Annotated in this window: 16 protein-coding genes and 2 pseudogenes; 5 read left to right on the forward strand and 13 right to left on the reverse strand. The window is 72.6% G+C overall.

The window, feature by feature from the left end; translation table 11 throughout:
• The first annotated feature begins 72 nt into the window (after positions 1 to 72).
• Entirely contained in the window at positions 73 to 2,136 is a 2,064-nt protein-coding gene (locus DEJ48_RS00880) for a hypothetical protein (protein ID WP_223831821.1), read from the forward strand.
• Here the strand turns inward: DEJ48_RS00880 and DEJ48_RS00885 are convergent.
• The 3 genes from DEJ48_RS00885 to DEJ48_RS00895 all read right to left on the reverse strand — a co-directional run bounded on the left by DEJ48_RS00885 (position 2,057) and on the right by DEJ48_RS00895 (position 5,501).
• Entirely contained in the window at positions 2,057 to 3,436 is a 1,380-nt protein-coding gene (locus DEJ48_RS00885) for an MFS transporter (RefSeq protein WP_150213527.1), read from the reverse strand. The two genes, DEJ48_RS00880 and DEJ48_RS00885, sit on opposite strands and share 80 nt — an antisense overlap.
• 96 nt (positions 3,437 to 3,532) lie before the next feature.
• The gene (locus DEJ48_RS00890; RefSeq protein ID WP_150213529.1) at positions 3,533 to 3,892 is read right to left on the reverse strand and encodes an ArsR/SmtB family transcription factor; all 360 of its coding nucleotides are present in this window, start codon (positions 3,890 to 3,892) and stop codon (positions 3,533 to 3,535) included.
• Positions 3,893 to 4,013: 121 nt separating this feature from the next.
• Positions 4,014 to 5,501, reverse strand: coding sequence for an MFS transporter (locus DEJ48_RS00895; protein WP_190537114.1), 1,488 nt, complete (start codon positions 5,499 to 5,501; stop codon positions 4,014 to 4,016).
• A 170-nt stretch (positions 5,502 to 5,671) separates the two neighbouring features.
• Between DEJ48_RS00895 and DEJ48_RS00900 the strand changes: the two genes are divergently transcribed.
• Positions 5,672 to 6,118: a MarR family winged helix-turn-helix transcriptional regulator gene (locus tag DEJ48_RS00900; protein ID WP_150213533.1), complete on the forward strand. Its 447-nt coding sequence runs from the start codon at positions 5,672 to 5,674 to the stop codon at positions 6,116 to 6,118.
• An 11-nt stretch (positions 6,119 to 6,129) separates the two neighbouring features.
• Here the strand turns inward: DEJ48_RS00900 and DEJ48_RS00905 are convergent, their stop codons facing one another.
• Positions 6,130 to 6,714, reverse strand: a complete 585-nt coding sequence (locus tag DEJ48_RS00905; RefSeq protein ID WP_150213535.1) for a TetR/AcrR family transcriptional regulator — start codon at positions 6,712 to 6,714, stop codon at positions 6,130 to 6,132.
• 338 nt (positions 6,715 to 7,052) lie between these two features.
• On the opposite strand from DEJ48_RS00905, the gene DEJ48_RS00910 reads away from it, so the two are divergent.
• The gene (locus DEJ48_RS00910) at positions 7,053 to 7,961 is read left to right on the forward strand and encodes an ATP-binding cassette domain-containing protein (protein ID WP_223831822.1); all 909 of its coding nucleotides are present in this window, start codon (positions 7,053 to 7,055) and stop codon (positions 7,959 to 7,961) included.
• On the opposite strand, the pseudogene DEJ48_RS40080 reads toward DEJ48_RS00910, so the two are convergent.
• Positions 7,849 to 8,718 (reverse strand): annotated as a pseudogene (locus DEJ48_RS40080) (BTAD domain-containing putative transcriptional regulator); the annotation flags it as partial. The gene DEJ48_RS00910 and the pseudogene DEJ48_RS40080 overlap by 113 nt on opposite strands.
• Positions 8,719 to 8,793: 75 nt before the next feature.
• Positions 8,794 to 9,381: a CGNR zinc finger domain-containing protein gene (locus tag DEJ48_RS00920; RefSeq protein WP_190537116.1), complete on the reverse strand. Its 588-nt coding sequence runs from the start codon at positions 9,379 to 9,381 to the stop codon at positions 8,794 to 8,796.
• 76 nt (positions 9,382 to 9,457) lie between these two features.
• On the opposite strand from DEJ48_RS00920, the gene DEJ48_RS00925 reads away from it, so the two are divergent.
• Positions 9,458 to 10,312 (forward strand): alpha/beta fold hydrolase, encoded by an 855-nt coding sequence (locus DEJ48_RS00925; RefSeq protein WP_150213539.1) that lies wholly within the window; start codon positions 9,458 to 9,460, stop codon positions 10,310 to 10,312.
• On the opposite strand, the gene DEJ48_RS00930 is transcribed toward DEJ48_RS00925, so the two are convergent.
• The 6 genes and pseudogenes from DEJ48_RS00930 to DEJ48_RS00955 all read right to left on the reverse strand — a co-directional run bounded on the left by DEJ48_RS00930 (position 10,236) and on the right by DEJ48_RS00955 (position 15,881).
• Positions 10,236 to 10,814: an SRPBCC family protein gene (locus tag DEJ48_RS00930; RefSeq protein WP_150213541.1), complete on the reverse strand. Its 579-nt coding sequence runs from the start codon at positions 10,812 to 10,814 to the stop codon at positions 10,236 to 10,238. The genes DEJ48_RS00925 and DEJ48_RS00930 overlap by 77 nt on opposite strands.
• Positions 10,815 to 10,843: 29 nt before the next feature.
• Positions 10,844 to 12,073, reverse strand: a complete 1,230-nt coding sequence (locus DEJ48_RS00935; RefSeq protein WP_150213543.1) for a DegT/DnrJ/EryC1/StrS family aminotransferase — start codon at positions 12,071 to 12,073, stop codon at positions 10,844 to 10,846.
• A 64-nt stretch (positions 12,074 to 12,137) separates the two neighbouring features.
• The gene (locus DEJ48_RS00940; RefSeq protein WP_150213545.1) at positions 12,138 to 13,235 is read right to left on the reverse strand and encodes a GNAT family N-acetyltransferase; all 1,098 of its coding nucleotides are present in this window, start codon (positions 13,233 to 13,235) and stop codon (positions 12,138 to 12,140) included.
• Between the two features lie 132 nt (positions 13,236 to 13,367).
• Positions 13,368 to 14,861, reverse strand: a complete 1,494-nt coding sequence (locus DEJ48_RS00945; protein ID WP_150213547.1) for a helix-turn-helix domain-containing protein — start codon at positions 14,859 to 14,861, stop codon at positions 13,368 to 13,370.
• Entirely contained in the window at positions 14,858 to 15,163 is a 306-nt protein-coding gene (locus DEJ48_RS00950) for a helix-turn-helix domain-containing protein (RefSeq protein WP_150213549.1), read from the reverse strand. Before DEJ48_RS00950 ends, DEJ48_RS00945 begins: the two co-directional genes overlap by 4 nt.
• Positions 15,164 to 15,228: 65 nt before the next feature.
• A pseudogene (locus DEJ48_RS00955) lies at positions 15,229 to 15,881 on the reverse strand (class I SAM-dependent methyltransferase).
• 134 nt (positions 15,882 to 16,015) lie between these two features.
• Here DEJ48_RS00955 and DEJ48_RS00960 point away from each other — a divergent pair.
• Positions 16,016 to 19,018 (forward strand): BTAD domain-containing putative transcriptional regulator, encoded by a 3,003-nt coding sequence (locus DEJ48_RS00960; protein ID WP_150213552.1) that lies wholly within the window; start codon positions 16,016 to 16,018, stop codon positions 19,016 to 19,018.
• 114 nt (positions 19,019 to 19,132) lie between these two features.
• On the opposite strand, the gene DEJ48_RS00965 is transcribed toward DEJ48_RS00960, so the two are convergent.
• Positions 19,133 to 19,420, reverse strand: coding sequence for a hypothetical protein (locus DEJ48_RS00965; RefSeq protein WP_150213554.1), 288 nt, complete (start codon positions 19,418 to 19,420; stop codon positions 19,133 to 19,135).
• Between the last annotated feature and the right edge of the window lie 13 nt (positions 19,421 to 19,433).

Here is a 19,433-nt window from a genome sequence, read left to right on the forward strand (position 1 = left end):
CCATCGCACCATTCACTCGTTTGACGGAGGTCAGGACGTAACACCGTCAGCCTTCGGAAGGTCACCCGATCGATGAGCACATCGCAAAGGCGCCGGGCCAAGGCGTTCGAGCCCGTGGCCCTCGACCATGCCGAGGCCGTCATCGTCGACCAGTACACCCGCCTCGTACGCCTCGCCTACCTCACGCTGCCCGGCAGACTCAGCCGGCACCGCCGCGTCCTCGCCGCGCATTCTCTGGTACAGCGCGCCCTGCCGGGATTCCGGGTGCGGCATGCGACGGCCCGGGTTCCGCTGCCGCGTTCGGGAAGTGCGGATGCGGCGGGGACGGAACCCGCCAGGACGGGGACGGCATACATGACCGCGCGCGTGCTGTGCGCGGCGCTGGCCCACGAGCGGCGGCCGCGCGGTTGGCCGGACCGTCTGCCGCCGCCCCGCGCCCTGCGCCCGGCGCTCCCGGTGGTCTGGGGGCTGCGGCTGTTCCCCCGCGCAGGCGGCACGGAGGAGATCGCTCTGGCGCAGGTCCTCTCCGAGCTCCCCGCACCCGCGCGCGCCGCGTTCGTGCTGTGCAGGCTGGACGGGCTGGCGCATCCCGAGGTCGTGGATCTGCTCGCCGCCGCCGACGTCCCCGATCCGGAGGCAGCGCTGCGCGCCGCACGCCGCGTCGAAGAGACGGTCGGCGAGGCGGCAGGCAGGCTGCTGCACTCGCAGGAGTTCGACGCCTGTTCCGTGCAGACCCGGCCCACCGATCTGCTGCGCCGCCGACGCCGCTTCCGGCTCGTCTGGTGCGCGGCGGGCGTCACCGCGATCAGCTGCGCGGCGCTGCTTACGATCGGCCCCGTCCCCGTCCCGGGCGACAAGCCGACACGGCAGACCGGCGGACGCCCCGCGATCAGCGCCGACGCGCTGCTCCGCACCTCCTCCGACGTGTGGGCGGACACCTCGCGGGTGGACTTCAGCGCCTGGCCCGCGCGCGGCTCCCGCACCGACGACCGAGAGCTGCTCACCCGCGCCCTCGCCGCCTGGACCGACCCCCCACCCGGCACGCGCGTCGGCGCCGCCCCGGCGACGACCACCGAACCTCCGCCCCGGGGAACCCAGTTGCTGTACGCCGATGACGTGGACGGCGAGGCGGTCGTCCTGTTCCACGACGGCAGGCGCGTGGTCCGGTACGTGGAACCGGCGTCCCCGACGGAGCCCGCGTCCCTGGACTTCTCGCGCGCCGACGACTCCGACGTGACCACGGCGGCGGCACTCGCCGTCGGCCGCGAGGACGGCAAGATCCGCTATCTCACCGCTCCGTGGATCGCGGAGGCCCGCACGCGCGATCTGCTGAGCCCCAACTCCCCGGGGCGGCCCCTCGACGTGTCCGGCCAGGGCCTCACCGCGGCCGTCGACGCGCCATCGGCGGCGGGCCCCTGCGACAGCCTGCCCGTGCTCCAACTGCGCTCGTCCGCCCGCATCGTGGAGAAGCACGCCTTCCTCGTCACCGACCTCGGCGACCTCGCCCCCGCCCACCTCAGCTACACCCCGCTGCCCGGCACCGGCGCGCCCGCCCGCCAGCCGCGCGAGGCCACCAGCGGCACCGCCCTGCGGAGCTGGGCCCGCGGTGCGTGCCGCCTGGCCGAACTGCGCGGGCACGGCGTGCGGGCCGTCAACCAGTGGGACTACGCCGATCAGAAGCTGCCCGAGGACGGCGGCCGGGCCGTGTGGTCCTGTACGCGCGCCTCGACCTGGCGCGGGCCGGGCAGCGTCCTGCTCCAGTTCCGTACGTCCACCGAGTCCGCGACGGCCCCGGCGAAGGTCGTCGGACGGGCCCGCACGACGGCCGCCTGCAGCCGGTTCGGCCAGCACGTCGTGGCCGGTACGCGGTGGACGGCCGGATCCGGGCACCGGTACGTGCTGGCCGCCGGCAGCCGCGACGTCACCCGGCTCACGGTCACCGGGGACGTCGACACGGAGCGACGCGGCCGCACCCTGGCCGTCCGGGCTCCCGAGGACGCCCGCGTGACGGTGCGGGCACGCCTGGCGGACGGCGAGGAGCTGGCCGAGGTGGGCGCTAGTACGAACCGGCCCGGCCAGGAAAGCGCCCCGGGGGGTGACCGGGGGTCGGCCACTTCGGGTGGCGGACGTCGATGACGTAGTCGTGCGCGTGCCGCCAGCCGTGCGGGCCCGCGTACGCGTCGACGAGGTGCGGGTCGTCGGCGGGCAGGGCGGTGTGGAGGTGCGGGAGGCGGGCCGGGTCGTGGGTCGGCCAGAGCAGCGCGGCCGCGGTCGCGGCGACGAGTGCGAGGCCGGCGAGCGCCGCCGCCGCGACGGTCATTCCCGCGGCGGCGGCCAGCCACCCCGCGAGGGGGTAGGTGAGCAGCCAGCAGGCGTGGCTGAGCGCGAACCTGCCGGCGAACGCGGCCGGCAGGTCGGAGGGCGCGGCGGAGCGGCGGACGATGCCGCCCGCCGGGGTCGCGACCATGGACGAGCCCGCGCCGAGAAGCATCCAGGCGGCCAGCAGCCAGCCCCAGGCCCGGGTGCCGTGCCCGAGGCCCGCGGTGAGGGCGGTGAGGACGGCGCCGAGCAAGAACCCGGCGCCCAGCATGACCCGGCGGTCGCCGAAGCGTTCGAGGGCGCGCGGCAGGAGCAGGGCGGCCACCATGGATCCGGCTCCGAACGCCCCCAGGGCCAGCGACACTTCGCCCGCCCCGAGCCGCAGGTGCTCCCTGACGAGCACCACTGTGTTGACGATGACCATGGCGCCCGCGGCGGCCACCACGAGGTCCAGCGCGAGCAGGGCGCGCAGCCTGGGCGTGGCCCAGTGGAGACGGATGCCGAACGTCGCCCGGACGTGAACGCCGCCGGCGTGCTCGACCGGGCGCGGCGCGGGCAGCGCGACCGATACGACCAGGACCGCCGAGGCGAGGAAACCGAGAGCCGTACCGGCGAACAGCCAGTCGTACGTGACCGTCGCGAGCAGCGTGGCGGCGAGGACCGGGCTGAGGAGGCTCTCGAGTTCGTACGCGAGCCGGGAGAGCGACAGGGCGCGCAGGTAGTCGCGTTCGTCGGGCAGGATCTCGGGGATCGTCGCCTGGAAGGCGGGGGTGAAGGCGGCCGATGCGGCCTGGAGCAGGAAGATGAGGACGTACACCTGCCACACCTGGTCCACGAAGGGCAGGACGAGTGCGATCCCGGCCCGGAGGCCGTCCATCGTCACCAGCAGGGCGCGGCGGGGCACGCGGTCGGCGAGGGCGCTGATCAACGGGGCGAGGGCCACGTACGCCACCATTTTGAGCGCCAGTGCGGTGCCGAGGACGGCGGAGGCGTCGGCTCCCGCGAGGTCGTACGCCAGGAGGCTCAGGGCGACGGTGGCGAGGCCGGTGCCGGTGAGGGCGACGAACTGGGCGGTGAACAGGCGGCGATACGTGCGGTTTTGCAGCACTGAGCGCATGACGGCGTCCCCTGGGTTGAGGGCCCGGACACCTTCACGGTAGACGACGTGTGCGCAGATGCGCACACGTCGACGTAAGGAACTGCGCGTACACGATCACGCGTGCCAGGGGGCGCCGGTGACCTGATGGTCGGCGTGGCTCAGCGCCTCGGTGACCAGACGCCGCAGATGGCCGTCGCGCAGCGAATACACCATCCGGCGCCCGTCCTTGCGGGACTGGACCAGGCCCGCGAGCCGCAGCTTGGCCAGGTGCTGGCTGACGGCCGGCCGGGCCGCCTCGCTCGCCGCGGCCAGCTCGGTCACGTCGGCCTCTCCCCCGGCCAGCAGCCACAGCAGGTGCAGCCGGGTGGGGTCGGCGAGCAGCGCGAACACGGTCGTGGCGGTCTCCAACTGCTCCCTGCCCGGCCTCCGTTGGTGCCCATGATGTGCAGGTGAGGTTTCCGTGCGCTCCGGCATGGCCCCATCGTAGGGCCGTACGCTGCGACGGCACCGGAACGGTCCTGCTGTTCCGGTGCCGCGTTCTGGGACTCAGCCCCGCGGACGCGCCCAGGTCTTGGGCCCGATGATGCCGTCGTTCTCAATCCTGCGCGGTACGGGGCCGCCGCACGGCCGACTCCGGTGCCCCGGTGTCGGGCGCCGGGGCCGCGACGGGTTCGACGCGGTCGGTCGCGGGGCGTACGGGGATGAGGGCGGCGACGACCGCGGCCGTCAGGGCCACGCCGCAGCCGATCGCCATGGCGACGCGGAAGCCGTTCTCGGAGGGCAGGGCGTAGCCCCCGAAGTCCGTGGTCAGCTGGGCCAGGACGACACCGATGACGGCCGCGGAGACAGAGCTGCCGATCGAACGCATCAGGGTGTTGAAGCTGTTGGCCGACGCGGTCTCCGACGGGGGCACGGCGCCCATGATGAGGGCGGGCATCGCTCCGTAGGCGAAGCCGACTCCCGTGTTGCAGACGATCGTCACGACCAGCAGGCTCCACGTGGAGCCGGAACTGATCAGGGGCAGGCCGAGGCCGTAGCCCGCGGCGATGACGAGGCTGCCCACGGACAGGGTGACCTTGGGGCCGCGGGCCGCGGACAGCTTGGCGCCCAGCGGTGACATGGCCATCATCATCAGTCCGGCGGGAGCCATCCACAGGCCCATGGCGACCATCGACTGGCCGAGGCCGTATCCGGTGGCTTCGGGGAGCTGGAGGAGCTGCGGTACGACCAACGACTGGGCGTACATGGAGAATCCGACCAGGATCGAGGCCGCGTTCGTCATCAGGACCTGGGGGCGGGCGGTCACGCGCAGGTCGACCAGGGGGTCGGTCAGGCGCAGTTCCCAACAGGCCCAGGCCAGCAGTGTGACGACGGCGCCGGCGAACAGGCCCAGCGTGGTGGCGCTCCCCCAGCCCCAGTCGGCGCCCTTGGAGACGCCGAGCAGCAGACAGATCAGGCCGACTCCCAGGCCGACGGCGCCGAGCCCGTCGAAGCCGCCGCGGGCGTCGTTCCGCTGTTCCGCGGGCACGAGGGCCAGGATCAGGGCGCCGACGACGAGAGCCAGGCCCGCGACGACCCAGAACAGCACGCGCCAGCTGGCGTTCTCGGCGATGGCGGCGGCGAGCGGAAGGCCGAGCGCGCCGCCCACGCCCATGGAGGCGCTCATGATGGCGATGGCCGAGCCGAGGCGCTCCGCGGGCACCACGTCACGCAGCAGGCTGATGCCGAGGGGTACGACGCCCATGCCCATGCCCTGCAGTCCGCGACCGGCGATCATCGGCACGACGGACGAGGACAGGGCGCACACGACGGAGCCCACGACCAGCGGTATCAGGGAGGCGAGCAGCATGCGCCGCTTGCCGAACATGTCGCCGAGGCGCCCGGCGACGGGGGTGGCGACCGCGGCGGCCAGCAGGGTCGCCGTGATGACCCATGAGGCGTTGGACGCGGAGGTGCCGAGCAGGTCGGGGAGTTCCGCGATCAGCGGCACGACCAAGGTCTGTGTGATCGCGGCCACGATGCCCGCGAAGGCGAGGATGCCGATCACCGCGCCCGGCCGGGTCGCTGGTTGTGCACTGTCCACGGGTGCTCCCTGTTGTTGCCGTAGGTCGACGTCGTTGCCGTAGGCCGACGTGCCGTGGCACGAACACCACGGAGACGATGTGCACCGTACACTAGATATGCACAATGCATACCGCATGCTGCATGCACACGATGTGCAACATGCATACAATCCGTGATATATCTGCTCGCATGGACAAGCCGCTGGACCAGATCGAGTTCGAGACGATGCTCCTCGGCCGCCACATGAGCCTGCTCACGTCGCGGGGCGGCGGGCGGCTCGACCGCAGCGCCTACATCATCCTCAGCCGGATCCGCGTCGAAGGCCCCATGTCCATCGGGCAGTTGAGGGACGCGTTCGGTCTCGACACGTCCACGCTGAACCGGCAGACCGCCGCGATGCTCCGCGCCGGCGTCGTCGAACGCATCCCCGACCCCGACGGCGGCATCGCCCGCAAGTTCGCCATCACCGAGGAGGGCGAGCGCCGTCTGGACGACGACAGGACCGAGAACGTCACGGGCCTCGGCAAGGTCCTGGCCGACTGGTCCCCCGACGAGGCAGCGCAGCTCGCGGCCTGCCTCGCCCGCCTCAACCGCGACATCGAACGGCTCGACGGGCGCCCTTGGCCGCGTGACTGAGCGGCTGACCGTCAGCGGTGACGGGCGATCAGCATGCGCGCCATCTCCTTGGACCGCAGCGCCGCGTCCCGGTCGCCCTCAGCCGCCGAGATGATCGACCCCTTCATCAGGATGTGCCAGGACCGGGCGAACCCGTCGGCGTCGCGCAGCCCCGCTTCCTCGGCCATGCCGCGCACGAGGGAGCGGATGTTCTCCAGGTACTCGATGCACGCCCGCCCCAACGGATGCTTCCAGCCCATCTCCAGCAGTACGTTGATGAACGTACAGGCGTCGAAGTCGTCGGCCCGGAACCACTCGTCGAAGACGTCGAAAATGGCCAGGAGCCTGTCTTCCGGGGTGCTGCCCCGGCTGCGGGCGCCCGCGACGACCCGACCCAGGGTCCACTGCCGCTCCCTGCGGGCGAGGAAGGCGAGGACGAGCTGGTCCTTCGAGGGAAAATGCCGGTAGAGCGTCGCTTTGGCGACTCCGGAACGCGCGACGACTTCCTCGATGCCGACATCGCGGATGCCGCGCTGCGAGAAGAGCTCGTACGCGGTCCTCAGTATCCGCTCCCGGGGCTTCAACCGGTTCGTCGAGAGCGGCGATTGACTGCCCATCACCGACCAGAATAGTCCTGGACACGGGCGCCGCCCGCTGCCATGGTCGAGACAGAGACGCACAAGACAGACCGGTCTTTCTGGTCCCGAGCCGATCACGGCTTTCCGCTCCCAGCACCACAGGCCCCCAGCACCACCACAGGTCCCGGTGTGCTCACCAACCGGCAGGGCAGCCGACGCGGGAGATCCCGGCCACCTGCCCGCCACCGGGGACCGCCCCGACGGGTGGGGCCGCACACTCCCTGGCGCGCCCCTCCCGCCAGGCGGAGCCGCCCCACCCGTCGGCGCCGGCTGCAACCGACGCACACACGACCGCACTTGCCATCACCGCACGCGGATTGCGCAAGGCCTACGGCGACAGGACCGTCCTGGACGGTGTCGATCTCGCCGTGCCGGACGGGACCGTCTTCGCCCTGCTCGGGCCGAACGGGGCCGGGAAGACCACCGCCGTCAAGATCCTCTCCACCCTCGTCTCCCCCGGGCCGGGCTCCGGCGCGGTTCGCGTCGGCGGATTCGACCTCGTCGGCGAACCGCAGGCGGTCCGCGCCGCGATCGGTGTCACCGGGCAGTTCAGTGCGATCGACGGTCTGCTCACCGGGGAGGAGAACATGCGGCTCATGGCGGATCTGCGGCACCTGACCCACCGCGAGGGCCGTCGCGTCGCCGCGGAACTGCTGGAGCGGTTCGACCTCGTGGAGGCGGCCGGAAAGCCCGCCGGCGGCTACTCCGGCGGCATGCGGCGGCGGCTCGACATCGCCATGACACTGGTCGGCGGACCACGGATCATCTTCCTCGACGAACCGACCACCCGCCTGGACCCACGCTCGCGGCACACCATGTGGGGCGTGGTCCGTGAGCTGGTCGCCGACGGCGTCACCGTCTTCCTCACCACGCAGTATCTGGAGGAGGCCGATCAGCTCGCCGACCGCATCGCCGTCCTCCACGACGGGAAGATCGCCGCGGCGGGGAGCGCCAACGAGTTGAAGAGGCTCGTGCCGGGCGGGCACGTACGGCTGCGGTTCGACGATCCAGGCGCGTTTCGGTCGGCCTCCGCCGCTCTGCGCGACTCGTCCACCATGTTGCGCCGCAACCTCCTGCACGTACGGCGCTATCCGTCCCTCACCCTGAACGTCCTGCGGCGGCCAACTCCACGGCGAGGGGAAGTCCGTCGAGGTGGCGGCAGAGTTCAGCCACCGCGTGCGGCGGCAGGTCCACGTCGGGGCGGGCCGCCCTGGCCCGCTGGGTGAAGAGTTCGGCCGCCATGTCGGGGCCGAGTTCCGGCAGGGCGTACAGCGCCTCCGACGTGAGGTCCAGCGGAGCGCGGCTGGTGGCGAGAACCCGCAGGTCCTTGGAGGCCGACACGAGGCCGCGTGCGAGGTCGGCCGCGCCCCGGACGACCTGTTCGCAGTTGTCGAGGATGAGGAGGGCGGGGCCGGTGCCGAGCGCGGCGCGGACGGCGGCCACCGGGTCGGCCGGGGCGTGGCCGCCGACGCCACCGGGCCGTCGCTCACCCGCGCCGAGCGCGGCGGCCACCTCCGCGGCCACGTCGCTGTCCGTGGTGACGCCGGCGAGCGGCACGAAGTGCACGACGCGCTGTTCGGCGCGGTGGCCGACGGCGTGGGCGAGGCGGGTCTTGCCGAGGCCTCCGGGGCCGACGACGGTGACGGCACGCGCGGTGCGCAGCAGTCGCAGCACCGCGGTGATGTCCTCCTCCCTGCCCAGGAGTTGGTTCGGCTCGAGGAGCACTCCGTGACGGACGGCGGGCGTCCCGCCGCGCCGCAACTCCCGCTGTACGGCCTTGAGTCCGGTGCCGGGCTCCGTGCCGAGTTCGTCGCGCAGGCCGCGTCGGTACGTCTCGTAGCGCGCCAGTGCGGCGGACGGGCCCGCCGTCGCCGACTCGCCGCGCAGGAGTTCGGTGAGCACCTCCTCGTCGCGCGGGAGCCGGGCGGCAGCGGCGAGCGGTGCGGTGGCCTCCGCATGCCGTCCGAGGCGGGCGAGGGCGAGGAGGCCGCGGAGCCGGGGGGGCGGTGATCTCCTGGCCTCGGTGGGCGACTTGGGTGAGCAGGGTCAGGTCGACGGTCACCCGGTGTCCTCCGCGAGCTGTCGGGCGCGGTGTCGGGCGACGTTCAGGCGGTTGCCGCAGAGGCCCGGCGTGCAGTAACGGCGGCGGCCGGCCTTGCTGGTGTCCACGAACATGCCGTCGCAGGTGGGTGAGGCGCAGTGCCGGACGCGGTCGCCGCTGAGCGTGTGCAGGACGCCGAGCAGGCCGGTGCCGATCAGTGCGGCGAGCTCGTCGGCGAGCGCGGCACCGGGCCCGGCGGTCGTGAACCAATGCCAGTGGCCGTCGGCGTCCCGCTCCAACACCGGTCGCGTGCCCGCGCGTTCGACGAGCGCGTTGGCGCCGACGGCGAGGGCGTCCTCGTCCGTGGACTCCAGCAGGGTGCGCACTTCGTGGCGGAGTGCGAGCACGTCCTCCAGATCCTCGGGGGACGGATCGCGGCCCGACGGCAGGGCCTCCGCAGACAGGTCGTGTCCGGCGAGGAACCGCCCCAGAGCCGCCGCGTCCACGAGGCTTTCACCCGTACTTCTTCGCACCAGGGCAGCGGTGTTGACCAGATCGGTCGCCACACCGGCTCCGAGCGCGTAATCGGAAAAGGAGGACTTCACGCCTTACTCCTACCGCCTCACCCCTGCTAGCGTAATCGGAGTAATCACATTACACCGATTACCCCAGGGGGGTCGCGTGAGCACGTCCACCGAGTCCGCGCCGTGGCAGCTCCGTCAGCGGATCCAGGTCACGGGAGGCGAGGTCGCGGCCGACGTCTTCGGCGACGGCCCGCCGCTCGTCCTGGTCCACGGCACGCCGGCCTCCTCCTACCTCTGGCGAGACGCCGTGCCCGAACTCGCCCGCCACCACACCGTGCACGTATGGGACCTGCTCGGGTTCGGCGCGTCCCGTGTCGCGTCCGGCGTCCGGCCCTCCATCGCCCAGCAGGCCCGTACGCTCGCGGATTTGGTCGCGCACTGGGGGCTGACGGCGCCGCACCTCGTGGGGCACGACATCGGCGGCGGGGTCGTGATGCGCGCCCATCTGGTCGAACGGGTTCCGTCCACCGGACTCGCGCTGCTCGACGCGGCCGTCATCGGCCCGTGGAACACGCCGTTCACCGAGCACCAGCAGCGGTACGCCGAGGCGTACCGCTCGATGCCGCCGCACGTGTTCGCCGACATCGTCGAGGGCCGGCTGCGGACCGCGACACACCGTCCGATGCCCGAGGCCGACGCAGCGGCGTATCTCGCGCCCTGGAGCGGGGCCGAGGGGCGGCAGCGGTGGATGGATCAGGTCTGCGCCGTCACCTTCGAGGACACGCGGGAGGTCGTCGACCGTCTGGAGCACGTGACCGCGCCGACCCTCGTGCTGTGGGGACAGGAGGACCAGTGGCTCACGCCCGCCGCGGGCGAGCGGCTGGCGGCGGCCATTCCCGGCGCCCGCTTCGACACCGTCGCGGGCGCGGGTCACTTCATCGCGGAGGACCGTCCCCTCGAGACGGCTGAGGCCCTGGTGGGCTTCTTCGGCCGCCACCGACTTCCTTCTTGAGGTTGCGCAGGGTCCGGTCGATGTTGCCCACCTGAAAGGCGGCGAAGGTCTGGCCCCGCGTGGCGATCCGGTCGAAGGCGTTCGCCACGAAGTCCGGCCAGGAGCGCCGGTCGTCCGTCCAGGTCTCGGTCACCCGCGTCACCGTCCCCTCTCCACCGGCCTCCGCCGCCACTTCCACCTCTTCGAAGCGGTACTCCCAGGTGGCGATGGGTGCGCTCAGCCGCGGGCGCTTCAGGCCGATCGCGTGCACCCGGAAGGCGAAGCGGCTGCCCGGGTCCGCCGCGGTCACCGTGCAGCGGGTGGTCCAGCGGAACGCTCCGCGCTTGTTGTGCCCGAGGAAGACCAGGCCCTTCTCTGCCGGTTCGTCCGGGCCCGGCACAGTCGCGCCGAGGTTCTCCGGGCTCCAGCGGCCCATCTGTGTGGGCCTGCTGACCTGCGCGTACACCTCCGACGGGGACGCCTGGACCAGAATGCTGCGGGACACGGTGAACGTGCGGGCCATGGGAATGCTCCGTTCCTCGGCCCCCGACCTTACCCGCCAGTAGGTCCAACCGGAAGCGCCCGATCATCGCGGGACCCCAGCGGCGGATGCGCCGGTGCGGCCCGCTCCCTCGTCAGCGCCTTGGTGATCTTCCGGGCCAGGAGCGGGTCGGCCGGAAGGGTGTGCGCGGCGAACCAGCGGGCGGCCGACGGGTCGGGGGACGGCTCGACGAACTCGGCGCCCGCGTAGTCGTCGAGCGGGGGATCGTAGATGTATCCGGTCACCACCCCGTGCCGCACCAGACGGTCCACCAGCCGGTCCCGGTCCTGCACCAGGAGCGGTACGCGGAAAAGCGGCGGCGGACCGTCGTCCGCGGGCCGACCCTGGAGCGCCCGGGTCGCCCAGCCGGTACCCGCCAGGAGCGACAAGCCCGCCCTGCGCCGAGCGAGGTCGGCGTCGAGCCGGGCGGTGCGCAGCCGCAACTGCCCACGAACCAGAGCCCCGTGGCGGGACCGGTAGCCGTGCAGGTCGACGCGGACCCACGGATCGTAGGCGGCGAGGCTCGGCGCCGCGGCCGCGCAGCGCGTGAGACGGGGCCCGTGCAGGTCCATGCGGAACGTGTCGCGCTCCAGCAACCCGAAGCGTTGCAGCGTGCGCCATACGGGACGCACCACGTGCAGGCCCCGCACGGCCGAACGGGCCAGGGGCCGCAGGGTGGTGGACAGGTCGGCGCGGAGGCTGCGCGGCAGCAGGAGTTCGTCGCGGAGCCGCTCCAGTGTGCGGCAGGTGGCATCGTCCTCGACGGCGAGGAAGCCGCCGGCCATCGCCGCCACATGCTTGGAGAGGCTGAACGCCGCCGCCGTCCCGAACGTCCCGATCGGCTGCCCGTCCACGCGCGTCCCGATCGCGTGGGCGGCGTCCTCGAACAGGGGTATGCCCAACTGGTCGCAGCGACGGCGCAGCTCGACGACGCGGTCCGGGATTCCGTACAGGTTCGTGGTGAGGACGGCGTCCACGTTCCGCCAGGTCTGTTCCGGCACGGCCGCCGGGTCGATGTTGCCGTCCCAGACGGAGACAGGGGCCTGCACCGGGCGCAGTCCCGCCGCGAGGACCACGAAGAGGATCACGTCGTCGTTCACCGGCGACATCAGGACGCGCGCGCCTGGCCTGCACCAGTGCCGCAGCGCCAGGTAGAGCGCGAGCCGCGCCGAGGGCGTGTAGACGCAGGGACGTCCGAGCCGTCGCGCCATCGTCGTGGCGAGCCCCGTTCCGTACGGCATCCTCACCTCTTCCGTCCCGCTCCTGAACGAACCCCTGCCGTACCGCCACCCGTCCGAGCGGCTCTCAGTACCCGCCACCCGGCCGCGACGTGCGCATCGAGCCGACGGTCTTCAGGAGCCGGTCGGCCGGTTCTCTGAGCCGAGGGTGGGCCAGAACCGTGTTGCGCAGGCCCCGCACCGGTCTGCGCCACAGCCGGTGGGCGGTCGCCACCGGATGGGGGCGGGTCGCGAACCCTTCCCCGACGCGCAGTTCACGGGTCTTGAGCCAGTCCTTGTACTCCTTGTCGCCCCGGCCCATGTCCATGATCCGCACCCCGCCGCGGCCCGCCGCCTCCGCCATCCGCAGATGCATGATGAGGCCCGGCGAGTAGTAGCCGAGCTCGGGGTCGTACGCGGTGAACCAGGCGGCGGACACGGTGCGCGACGTCGGCCCGAAGTGCGCGGCGACCGGCCGGTCACCGGCGTACACCACGGACAGCACGCCGGTGAAGTGGTCCTCGCGGACTTGGAAGAGGTCGTGCACCAAGTCGACTATCCAAGGCCGCGCGAAGCGGTCCATGCGGCCCGTCCTGCGGTACTGGGCGGACTTCCAGCGCATGAGGGTGCGCAACATCTCCGGATCGCGCTCGTCGTGGACGAACCGCATCTCGCCGACGTCGCGGCCGAGGCGGCGCTCCTTCTTCAGCGTCGTCTTGGCCAGACCCGGGTAGGCGCCGCGCAGCCACTCCGCATAGCTCTCCGCCTCGCCGACCTTCAGGTCGAGGACCGGGGAGGCGAAGGTGCCGGTGACGTACGCGCCGAATGGTTTCTGCTCCTCTACGAGGTGGTCGAACTCGAAGACGGAGAGCCCGCAGGCCCGCAGCAACTGGCGTGTGTTCCAGGTGACTCCGGGCCGGTGCACGAGGGCCTGGCAGTCGCTGAGGCCAAGTCCGATGGCCCGACCCACGCCGAAGGCGTTGCGCTCGAAGGGCAGGAAGCCGACGGCCCGCCCCTCCTCTCGCAGCACCGCCACGCGCGTCCCGCCCCGGTGTCTGGCGACACCCGTCGCGAACTCCGGTGCCAGGAAGGGGTTCGCGAACTGCGGCGACTCGTCCATCGCCCGGTGCCAGGCCCCGCGCAGCGACGCGCTCAGTCCGTCGAGCCGGTGGATCGTGATGTCCATCTCAGGCCGACCGCCCTTCCGCGAGCTGACCGCTCCCCCGCCCCTGCCCTGCGAGGCTAAAAGGTCGCGAAAGCGTACGCATGTGTCAAGAGCGCCGACATCGCGTGGCCGCATCCCGCGCGACGGGGTTGTTCAGTCCTGGCCGACGGTGTACCGGTCCTTGACCTTCACCTCGGCGACCGAGCGCCCTTCGGGGAAGACGTTCTGCCAGTCGCCGATCACGTGGAGCTCGTCGGTGCCCATCGCGCGGACGACGGTGAGGCCCTCGTCGTACGCCTTGTAGGCCTTCATCCAGAGGTTGGAGAACGCCTGCGAACGGATCAGATGCATCCAGTCCGGGCGGTAGAGCTCACGGTTGTAGTTCGACTCCCCCATCGTGGCGACGAACTTGGAGTACATCGCCTTCACGTACTCCAGCGTCACCTCGTCGCCCTCGCCGATCGCCTGGTCACGGGCTTCCTTGAGGGCGATGCGGAACTTCTCCAGGAGCCCTTCGGTGGCGCCCGAGGTGTACGACTCGTGGATCGTCGGCGGGTCGCACAGCCCGTACTTCGGCGACGACAGACGAAGGAGCAGGCGCAGTGTGGGCTCGGTGATCCAGAGCGGGCCCGGCTCGTCGCGGTTGCCGATCGGGTTCGGCAGCACGTCTTCGTGCTCCCAGGCGGGAGGCGTGACGAGGTGGACGCCGGCGCGGCGCCGGTCGTGGCCGAAGCCGGTGGAGTGCTCCAGCTGGCCGATCGGGAGGTGCGTCTTGAGCGCGGAGAGATAGGCACCGTTGATGTCGAGAGCCGTCACCTCGTGTGCGCCTTGCGGGAGTTCGGGGCGGGTCCACTTCGGGCGTGCCTCCCAGATCTGGTCCGGGCCGCGCGAGGTCTGCTTGCGGAGGATGTCGGGGATCCAGGGATGCGCCACGATGTCGTAGCGGCCGCCCTTGCGGGTCTCGTCCAGCAGAGCCATCGCGTCGGGGATGGCCCGCTTCACGAGGGCTGCGGTGGCGGCGTCCACGTCACCTTCGTTCGCGGCCAGTGCGTCCTTCACCGCGCGGGTGATGGCGTCGGGGGTGCCAGGGGCCTCGCCAGTGGCGGGCGCGGCGCGGCGGCCTGTGGGGGCGAGCTTCACGGGGGCGGGAGTGGGGCCAGGGGCGGGGGCGGGGGTGGGGATGGGGTGGGGGTCGGGGTTGGGGGCTGGTGCGGGTGTCGGTGGGAGCGGGGCGGCGTCGGCTTGGCCGCACTCGGCGGGGTCCAGGTGTTGCGTGAAGCCTTCGAGCTGGTCGGTCGCGGGCTGACCGCACAGGACGCACGGCTTGGGCTCCGGCCCGGGCTCGGGCTTCTCGTCCGCCTCCGGTTCCGGCTCACCGACCGGTTCCGCCTCGGCCGTCGGCTGCGGGTCGAGCCTCGTGCGGGCCGACTCCAGGAAGTACGCGTACTTCTCCCGTACCGCTCCCGTCGGCTCCCGCCCCGACTCCCAGCCGCCGACCGTGGTCGGGCTGACGCCGATGGCCCGCGCCACCTGCGCCTGGGACAGGTTGAGGGCGTCACGCAGGGCTCGGCGCTCCTCGACGGGGGGCAGCTCCGCCTCGGGTCCGGACGCGGCCAGCAGCGCGTCGATCGCGTCGAAGTCGCTCACCGCCGGGCTCCCGTCGGCTCGTCGGCCGCGGTACGGCGATTCGGCACGGTGCGGCGGCGGTCGGCGGAGAGCGCGTCGCACGCGCGCGTGGGACCGGCGAGGAGGTCGAGTACGTCGATGCCGTAGTGCGCGGCGATCGCGTCGCAGTCGTCCAGATCCCAGGCCGCGCTACCGGACTGACGGCGCGACACCTGCGTCTGGTCGACGCCGAGCACGGCGGCGAGGCTCGCCTGTGTGTCGCCGGTGAGCTGCATGAGCGCGGCCACGGCGGCCCGCAGTCGCTCGCTGGAAGACATCCCCATGACCGCAGCCTAACCAAGCGTGCGCGATATTCGCACATGGCACGCGGATTACGCATTCGGCGCGGTCAGCGTGCTGGTACGGCAGCGCGTCCGCACGCATCGTTGCGCCAGATGAACACCTCAGTGCTCGGGGCGCGTTCGGAGAACAGGGCCGACGCGGAGGCCTCCCGCAGCAGTGTTCGCAGGTCGGACTCGAAGCGGTCCCGGCGGTTGCCGAACAGGTGCGGTGCCGAGCTCGACATCGAGAACACACCCGCTACGACGTCGTCGATCGAGCGTTCCAAGGTTTGTCCGCCCGGGACCACTCCGCCGGGGCGGAGCTCCTTACCGTCGCCGCCACGCGTTCCTGATCCATCCAGTGGAAGGACTGGCCGAAGGTCGCAACGGTGAACGTGCCCAGGTCTGCGGGCAGGTCCTCAGCCCTGGCCCGCACCCACCGCGTCCGCCCGGACACTCCCCGCCCTGCGGCGTCACGCGCCGCCTCGGTGATCATCCCGTCGTCCGGGTCGACGCCCACGACCTCGTGGAACAGAGGGGCCAATGTCAGGGCGAGCGTGCCCGGTCCGCAGCCCACGTCGATGAGGCGCCCGCTGCCGTCGAGCTCCAGGGTTTCGGCCAGTGCGGCGGCCAGGCCCGGCGCGTAGGGAAGGCGTCCGCGCGCGTAGTGGGCCGCCGCGCCCTCGAACAGGGTCTCGTCCCACTCCCAACCAGCCGCCATGCCCGTCCGCCGACTCTCCCGCGCCGTATCGCGCTCCCCCGTCGCTCGGGGCCGCACACAGAACGTACTCTTTTCGCTCATCCGGATCTTTGCCCGCAAGATGCCCGCGGGTACCCGCAAGAGGAGTTTCATCAGTGGAGTTTCGGCTGCTCGGAGCGGTCTCCGTCGCCACTGAGGTCGGCGTGCTGCCCCTCGGCCCCGCGAAGCGGCGCAGCCTGCTCGCCGCCCTGCTGCTCAGACCCAACCATCCGGTCCCGGTGGACCAGCTGACGGCCGCGCTGTGGGACGACGAACCGCCCGCGCGGGCTCGCGGCGTCATCCAGGGTCATGTGTCGCGGCTGCGGGTGCTGCTCAACAGCATGGACGCCGACATGTTCGGCGTCGAACTGCTCACCCAGGGCACTGCGTACGTCCTGCGGATGCCGGAGTCGCTCCTGGACGCCCACCGCTTCGAGGAGCTGGTGACGCTGGCCCGCAGCCAGCGGGAGCCCGCCGACGCGGTGGCGATGTATCAGGAGGCGCTGTCGCTGTGGCAGGGCCACGCGTTGACCGGCGCGTATCCGAGTCAGCCGCTGCAGGCTGCCGCGCAGGCGCTGGAGGAACTCCGCCTCGCCTCCGTGGAGTCGCTGGCGACGGCGTACTCGCGGATGGGAGAGCACGCCCGTGCCGCCGCGGTCCTGCGTGCGGAGGCGAGCGTCCACCCGCTGCGCGAGTCGCTGGCCGCCTCGCTCGTGCGGGAGCTGCAGCGGGCGGGGCGCCGCTCGGAGGCCCTCGACTGGTTCCACCGCACGCGGCGGCTGCTCGCCGACGAGCTGGGGGTCGACCCGGGCCGGGAGCTGGCCGACGCGTACACCGATGTGCTGCGTGGGGAGGGGGAGGTGGGTGGTGCGGCGCGGCGGCGGTTCGGCTCGGCCGCTGTGACGGTATCCGGGCCGGTAGCCGGGTCAGTTTCAGGTCCCGCATCAGCCCCGACGACCCCGGCCTCTGCCCCCGCTCCGGCCTCCTCCCTTCCTCCAACCCCGGTCTCACCCTCAGGCTCGACCTCACCTTCAGCCTCCGACTCACCGTGGGCCTCTCCCTCGCCCTCAGCCTCGGTGGCCACCTCAGCCGCACCCCCGGGCAATGCCCGCCAACCGACGAGCGCCGCCACCCCCGCCCCGACCCTGACCCCGGCCGCGCCTCCGGCCCCACCCGCACCGCCCTCCCCCGTCGCCCACCCGTTCCCCACGGTCGACCTTCTCCCCCGCATGCCCCGCGGCTTCCACGGTCGTGCCGATGAGCTCACCGCGTTGTCCCGGGCCGCCGCCGGCGAGGCGCCCGTGTGCCTGGTCACCGGCCCCGCGGGCGTCGGCAAGACGGCGCTCGTGACGCACTGGGCGCACCGGAACCGTGAACAGTTCCCCGGCGGCCTGCTCTACGCCGACCTGCGCGGCTTCAGCGACACGGGTGAGCCGGCCCTCCTCGAAGTGCTGCGGGAGTTCCTGCTCGCGCTGGGCGTCGCGCCGCGCCGCATACCGGAGTCGGTCGGCGGCGCGTCCGCGCTGTTCCGTTCCCTCTGCGCCGACCGCAGGATCCTCGTCGTACTCGACAACGCGCGGGCGGCCGAGCCGGTCAGAGAGTTGCTGCCGGGTGGCGCGGAGTGCGTCACCGTGGTGACGAGCCGGTACCGGCTGCGCGGACTCATCGCCTCCGACGCGGCCAGGCCCGTCCCCCTGGACGTACTCGAACCGGAGGACAGCACCGCACTGCTCGCCGCGGTGCTCGGCCAGGAGCGGGTGCTCGCGGAGGAGGTGGCCGCCCGGCGCCTCGCGGAGCTCTGCGGCGGTCTGCCGCTCGCCCTGCGGGTCGCCGCAGCCCGGCTCGCGGACCAGCCGGACTGGCCGTTGAGTTCCATGAGTGCCGAACTGTCCGACGAGTCACGCCGGTTGAGCCTCCTGGACGTGGAGGACACGGGTGTCCGCGCCGCGTTGCGGCTGACGGTACGACGGTTGCCGGACGACGCCGCGCACCACTTCGCGCATCTCGGACAGCATCCGGGTACGCACGTCGACCGGTACGCGGCCGCGGCCCTCGCGGGGACGGACCCGGACACGGCGGCCGCCGCGCTGGACAAGCTCACCGCGGCGCACCTCGTGATCCGGACCGCGCCGGACCGCTGGACGCTGCACGACCTCGTACGCCTGTACGCGCGGGGCCTGGAGGCCGGCCCCGATGCCCTGGTGCGCGGTCTCGACCACAGCGTGGCCACAGCGCTCGCCGCCGCCGACGCGGCCGAGCCGGGCGACGAGTCGTGCTTCACGCTGCCCACGGACTTCCGTACGCCGCAGACCACGCGGGAGTTCGCCGACCGCGAGCAGGCCATGGCCTGGTACGCGGCCGAGCGCGACGACCTGGCACTGGCCGCGGCCGCCGCGCGTGCCGCGGGGCTGCACGGCAGGACGTGGCGGATCGTCCTCGCGCTGTGGCCGCAGATCGTGTGGCGGGTGCGGGACGACTGGACACCGTTGCTGCGTACGGCACTTGAGGCGGCGCAGGCCGACGGGGACGCGCGGGCCGAGTCGCGGGTGCGTGCGCTGCTCGGGTGGGTTCTCACGGAGGAGGGCCGTACCTCCGAGGCGCTGGCGCATCTGGAGGCCGCGCCCGTGCTCGCCGCCCGGGCCGGTGACCGGCGGGGCGAGGCGACCGCGCTGATCAACCTGTCGCTCGCGCAAGCCGAGCTCGGCAGCCCCGAGGAGGCCGCCGAGGGCTGCGCGCAGGCCGCGGAGCTCGCGCACAGTGTCGGCGACCGGAACACCGAACGCCTCGCGCTGTACCACCTCGCCCGGCACCGCCTCGACGCACGGGAGTGGCAGCCTGCCTTCGAGACGGCGGTCGCCGCACTCGACCTCGACGCCCCTGCGGAGGCGTCGGCGGCCGCCCGGGTGCTCCTGCGGACCGTCATCGGCGAGGCGCTGCTCGGCATGGGCGACGAGGCGGAGGGCATCCGGCGGCTGGAGAGCGCGGCCCGCGAGGCGGAGTCGTCCGGCTACGACGACGGCGCGGTCCGCGCACTCGGCGCGCTGCTGCGGGTGTCGGCGGACGCAGGGCTCCAGGCGCGGCACGACACGGCGATGGTGCGGCTGATGGCTCGTACGTGAGGGCGGGGCGACGGCGCTCAGGTGGGCATGTCGGGCCCGCACGCCCTGTGGGGTCTGAGCCCGCGCGCCGAGTCGGGCCGGCGCCGCATGTCGAGTCGGGGCCGTCCCCACGTCTCACTCCGCGGCACTCCCGGGCGGCGTCTCCCGCTCGCCGCGCGTGGCGTGCTCGGTGAGCTGCTCGTTCACCTCGCGGGTCTGCTCGGCGAGCCGGCGGGCCCGCTCCTCGGCGCGGTCCGCCCGTGCGTTGATGCGGGCGATGTCGTCCTCGATGACCTTCAGGGCCATCTCGGTCGCTGCGTCCGCGTCCTGCGGCGGCAGATCGCCGGGGAGCGCCTCAAGCGCGGTCTTGACCGCGGGGATGCCGCCGCGCTCGTGGATCTCTTTCCAGAACTCGTAATCCATCGCGCCATCTTGG

Source organism: Streptomyces venezuelae (assembly GCF_008642315.1).
GTDB classification, from domain to species: domain Bacteria; phylum Actinomycetota; class Actinomycetes; order Streptomycetales; family Streptomycetaceae; genus Streptomyces; species Streptomyces venezuelae_D.

What these genes read in the sequence shown, in the direction of transcription:
- DEJ48_RS00880 (WP_223831821.1), top strand. Translation starts at nt 73, where the DNA reads ATGAGCACATCGCAAAGGCGCCGGGCCAAGGCGTTCGAGCCCGTGGCC.
- DEJ48_RS00885 (WP_150213527.1), bottom strand. Translation starts at nt 3,436, where the DNA reads ATGCGCTCAGTGCTGCAAAACCGCACGTATCGCCGCCTGTTCACCGCC.
- DEJ48_RS00890 (WP_150213529.1), bottom strand. Translation starts at nt 3,892, where the DNA reads ATGCCGGAGCGCACGGAAACCTCACCTGCACATCATGGGCACCAACGG.
- DEJ48_RS00900 (WP_150213533.1), top strand. Translation starts at nt 5,672, where the DNA reads ATGGACAAGCCGCTGGACCAGATCGAGTTCGAGACGATGCTCCTCGGC.
- DEJ48_RS00905 (WP_150213535.1), bottom strand. Translation starts at nt 6,714, where the DNA reads ATGGGCAGTCAATCGCCGCTCTCGACGAACCGGTTGAAGCCCCGGGAG.
- DEJ48_RS00930 (WP_150213541.1), bottom strand. Translation starts at nt 10,814, where the DNA reads ATGGCCCGCACGTTCACCGTGTCCCGCAGCATTCTGGTCCAGGCGTCC.
- DEJ48_RS00935 (WP_150213543.1), bottom strand. Translation starts at nt 12,073, where the DNA reads ATGCCGTACGGAACGGGGCTCGCCACGACGATGGCGCGACGGCTCGGA.
- DEJ48_RS00940 (WP_150213545.1), bottom strand. Translation starts at nt 13,235, where the DNA reads ATGGACATCACGATCCACCGGCTCGACGGACTGAGCGCGTCGCTGCGC.
- DEJ48_RS00950 (WP_150213549.1), bottom strand. Translation starts at nt 15,163, where the DNA reads ATGGGGATGTCTTCCAGCGAGCGACTGCGGGCCGCCGTGGCCGCGCTC.
- DEJ48_RS00965 (WP_150213554.1), bottom strand. Translation starts at nt 19,420, where the DNA reads ATGGATTACGAGTTCTGGAAAGAGATCCACGAGCGCGGCGGCATCCCC.